Origin of the sequence: uncultured Porphyromonas sp., from assembly GCF_915070105.1 — a bacterium.
In the GTDB taxonomy this organism is placed as follows: Bacteria; Bacteroidota; Bacteroidia; order Bacteroidales; family Porphyromonadaceae; genus Porphyromonas.
Window position 1 is genome coordinate 1 of record NZ_CAJZFJ010000107.1, and the last position, 4,007, is coordinate 4,007.

Sequence of the window (4,007 nt, forward strand, 5' to 3'; positions counted from 1 at the left end):
CAACCTCAAAGAAGTTGGCACCCGAGCGGTCCATCTTGTTTACGTAGCAGATACGAGGTACACGATACTTATCAGCCTGACGCCATACAGTCTCACTCTGAGGCTGTACACCACCCACAGCACAGAAGGTAGCGACAGCACCATCGAGGATACGGAGCGAACGCTCTACCTCTACAGTGAAGTCCACGTGCCCTGGGGTGTCAATCAGGTTGATCTTGTACTTCGTATTATCGTAGTTCCAGAAGGTCGTAGTGGCAGCAGAGGTAATCGTGATCCCACGCTCCTGCTCCTGTGCCATCCAGTCCATCGTAGCACCTCCATCATGTACTTCCCCAATCTTATGGGTAAGACCTGTGTAGAAGAGGATACGTTCGGACGTGGTCGTCTTCCCGGCATCGATGTGAGCCATGATGCCGATATTTCTCGTAAGTTCTAGGTGTTTGTGGTCAGCCATTGTCTTTTGCCTTCTTTAGAATCTGAAGTGAGCAAATGCACGGTTGGCTTCAGCCATACGGTGCATATCTTCCTTGCGCTTGAAGGCGGCACCCTGACTGCTAAATGCATCCACTATTTCTGCTGCGAGCTTATCTGCCATGGTCTTACCACCGCGCTTGCGAGCATAGAGGATGAGGTTCTTCATAGAGATAGACTCTTTACGCTCGGGGCGGATCTCCGTTGGCACCTGGAAGGTAGCACCACCGATACGGCGGCTCTTTACTTCTACCTGAGGAGTGATGTTATCGAGAGCGGCCTTCCAGATCTCGAGCGGAGTCTTGTCCTCCTGCTGGATCTTCTTGCCTACGATCTCAAGCGCGGTATAGAAGATATCGAAGGCGATGCCCTTCTTACCGTCGTACATCAGGTGATTAACGAACTTCGTCACCTTTACGTCACCAAATACGGGATCAGGTAGTACCTGTCTCTTTTTGGGTTTAGCTTTTCTCATTGCTTAATCTTAATTTCGTTTCTGTCGATTGGTTGTGCTGTGATCTTACTTCAACGCTCCCGCTGGAGCATTTACTCAACCTTGCTAGCCTATCCAACGAACTCAAGAAACTTGGTTCTATTGACACTTAGCATTGCCTCTAGCACGAGAGGCTCTTTGTTTGGCTCTCCAGTCAGTCACGAAGCGAGGTCGAGACGGCACTGGAGACGAAGGGGGCGCATGACCAAGCGGTCACTCCACGCCAGGGGAAGACTACTTCTTACCCTTTGCTGGAGCAGCTGCCTGACCTGGCTTAGGACGCTTAGCACCGTACTTAGAGCGACGCTGCAGACGACCATTGACACCAGCCGTATCGAGTGAGCCACGTACGATGTGATAGCGTACCCCTGGGAGGTCCTTCACACGACCACCACGTACCAGCACGATGCTATGCTCCTGGAGGTTGTGACCCTCACCTGGGATATAGGCGTTGATTTCCTTCCCATTGGTCAGGCGGACACGAGCGACCTTACGCATTGCAGAGTTTGGCTTCTTAGGGGTGGTTGTGTACACACGTACGCAGACACCACGACGCTGAGGACAAGAATCCAGAGCTGGGCTCTTACCCTTTTCGACGAGTGTCTCACGTCCCTTTCTTACCAATTGTTGAATAGTTGGCATTTCGTTTCTACTTATGTTTGAATAACTTATCTACTCAATTCTTCGGACAGAGCAGACCTAAGCCTACTCCATCGAGTGCACAAAGATACACATAATCTGCGAATATACAATACGATACCCTCATCGGCACGACAGCTATATCCTCTCTCTGGGCATCCCCTACCCTTTCTCTCCATGGAATATTCGTCCCCATCCTAGGGAAGCCCTATCCACCCCCCCTTATCTATGGAGTGCCTCAAACGTTCGCCCCGAGAAAGGCGCAAATGAGCACCCTACAGAGGACATACTTAGAGCGAAGTTGTGTACACGCGTGTACACTATTGTATACCCACGTGTACACAATGGCATACACGCGTGTACACATCTCCCTCCTAAGTAATAGGTATAAATAGGGTCAAACAACCCCTAGGACACCGATGCTTCTATCGTCACTCTAGGCTCCTTGACTACTCTACCCTCCCCCACCGCTCGTAGTCCCCTGTCATCAGCACTCATCATCGGCACATCCCACCCCAAAAGGCAACCGCAGGGCAAAAAAAGAAAACAGCTAGGGAACGAACGCCCCTAGCTGTCTGATCCGAAGAGTATACACTTCGGGAAACAATAAGTACCTCCTTCAAGCCCTCAGACTGGGTAGATCTTAATCCCTTCCATCAGCCCCCAGAGACAAATGAGACTCACATGACTCGAAAGTATATGGTATCATCTCCTGTGCACAGACAAAACATTAAAGACAAGAAATGGAAGAGTCCGTGAAAGCAATCACCCTTCGTCCATAGACTCAGCAGCCTCTCATCTGCCACATAAGACAAGGGGAGCAAGCTGTTGAGCTGAGGACAAACTCACCATCCACTCAGATAATCAGACACAAGTACAAGGACTACCAATCGTATCGAAAGGTTCGATTAGGCGGAAGGTTCATGCGTTTTTAGAAGGCCTATCCTCTCTGCGTTTGCTTGTGCGAGCACACTGCCAATAGGCGTTATAGACGAGTATTCGCTCCAGCACTCCCACCACTCCCTTATTGCCCTTAGGGTCGGCCACCTATCCCACTGCTCTATAAATTTATCTACATTCTGCTCTCTCAGGTTCTCATCTTGCACATAGAGATTATAAAGACGTTCTATGGTGTTTTTCTGTGAGTCTGTTAGGAAGTGTATCGAACCACCAGAATCTCTGACCTGAAGCTCATCAATCATACCTCTATGTGGCAAGTTCACTCTTAAATAATCCATATTCAAATCATGCTCAACAAGAAACTCTGAGGAAGGTAGCCCTTCTGACTCAAGCAATGATATTGCCATTTGATGGCTATCTGAGCCATTTAAAATACCAACATCCACGTAACCAGAAAGGGCTTGGCGAACCTTCTCCTTTATTGTCCTCGGTATGAACAAACGATTTATCCTCACGGCTCCTAGTATATCTAGGTGCTCAAGCCACCCCGCACCTTGAGGTAGGGGACTATCAAGTAGTTGCTCCAAGAGGTTATTCCATTTCTCCAACTCTATAGGGATACTCTCCATCCCTGGCATCGGAAGCCGAGTAAAATAGAACAGCACGGTCAGCCCAAGCAAAGCCTCATCAGACACTTCACTCACAATCCCTACTGCACCACGAATAGTAGCTCGACTCATACGATCCTCCCCTACCTGAGTCCGCTGAGCAAGCAATTCTGCTAGCAGTTCGTAGTCGGCCTGCCTCTCCGTGGAGGCAGCTGCTTTCTGAGTTTCTACCAGTAGGAGCTGAACACTTGGATCTGCAAAGGCCGCCCAGGCATCCTCCATAGCCTTCAGCCTAGCGATAAGAACTGACTCAAACTCAGCAATACGCAAGCGGGCAGTCTTTTCAGCATCTCGAGTGTAGGCTTCTATCGCTCGGGGGAGCATTTCCTGACAGATCTCTCTTACTCGTTTTTCATCTATACCATGGTTATGGACGACCATAGTCTGAGTCTGTATCTGCTGTGCGTTGTCCCCTGCCTTCTGTGATTGCTTATCTGCCATACCTATTCCCTATCTGTATCTGGCTGGAATGATCCCCAGCCTTTTGCTTCTGCTTAACCTTGCTCTTGTTAATAGCGACTCTATATCCAATCCCTCCTCCTACTAATAGAGACACGAGGGATGAGAGAATTGCTGTCCCTATTCCGTCAAAGATCCATTCCATATTATATCTAATCATCTGGTTTGCACACTCAAATTCAATGAGAACTAACACATTACACATTAGCAAACATCATGCCAACGCATAATCAGAGACAACACTCTACACAGAGGCAATTTACTCAGAAGCCGAGGTATGCCTCATGCACAGCCTCCTATGCCGTCTTGTCTTAATCCTATTCGCCCTCACAACTCCCATTTATTACACCTCGTTCAAGTTCAAAAAGAGGTAGACA

General features: G+C 48.8%; 5 protein-coding genes. All 5 read right to left on the reverse strand.

Annotated features, from left to right (window positions below; translation table 11 throughout):
• Window positions 1-454, reverse strand: a 454-nt coding sequence (locus tag QZ554_RS08200; protein ID WP_297195717.1) for a GTP-binding protein, incomplete at its 3' end; no start/stop codon positions are given.
• A gap of 15 nt (window positions 455-469) precedes the next feature.
• Complete coding sequence (gene rpsG / locus QZ554_RS08205; RefSeq protein ID WP_297195718.1) at window positions 470-946, reverse strand: 30S ribosomal protein S7; 477 nt, start codon at window positions 944-946, stop codon at window positions 470-472.
• Between the two features lie 252 nt (window positions 947-1,198).
• On the reverse strand, window positions 1,199-1,606 hold the full coding sequence (gene rpsL, locus QZ554_RS08210; RefSeq protein WP_005468095.1) for a 30S ribosomal protein S12: 408 nt from the start codon (window positions 1,604-1,606) through the stop codon (window positions 1,199-1,201).
• Between the two features lie 905 nt (window positions 1,607-2,511).
• Window positions 2,512-3,612: an LPO_1073/Vpar_1526 family protein gene (locus QZ554_RS08215; protein ID WP_297195719.1), complete on the reverse strand. Its 1,101-nt coding sequence runs from the start codon at window positions 3,610-3,612 to the stop codon at window positions 2,512-2,514.
• Window positions 3,602-3,775 carry a hypothetical protein gene (locus tag QZ554_RS08220; protein ID WP_297195720.1) on the reverse strand — a complete coding sequence of 58 codons (174 nt, stop codon included), beginning with the start codon at window positions 3,773-3,775 and terminating at the stop codon, window positions 3,602-3,604. The genes QZ554_RS08215 and QZ554_RS08220 overlap by 11 nt, the downstream gene beginning before the upstream one ends.
• Window positions 3,776-4,007: the final 232 nt, after the last annotated feature.

Bases quoted from the DNA above. Each gene is read 5' to 3' on its own strand.
- QZ554_RS08215 (WP_297195719.1), bottom strand. From the start codon at position 3,612: ATGGCAGATAAGCAATCACAGAAGGCAGGGGACAACGCACAGCAGATA.
- rpsL (WP_005468095.1), bottom strand. From the start codon at position 1,606: ATGCCAACTATTCAACAATTGGTAAGAAAGGGACGTGAGACACTCGTC.
- rpsG (WP_297195718.1), bottom strand. From the start codon at position 946: ATGAGAAAAGCTAAACCCAAAAAGAGACAGGTACTACCTGATCCCGTA.
- QZ554_RS08220 (WP_297195720.1), bottom strand. From the start codon at position 3,775: ATGGAATGGATCTTTGACGGAATAGGGACAGCAATTCTCTCATCCCTC.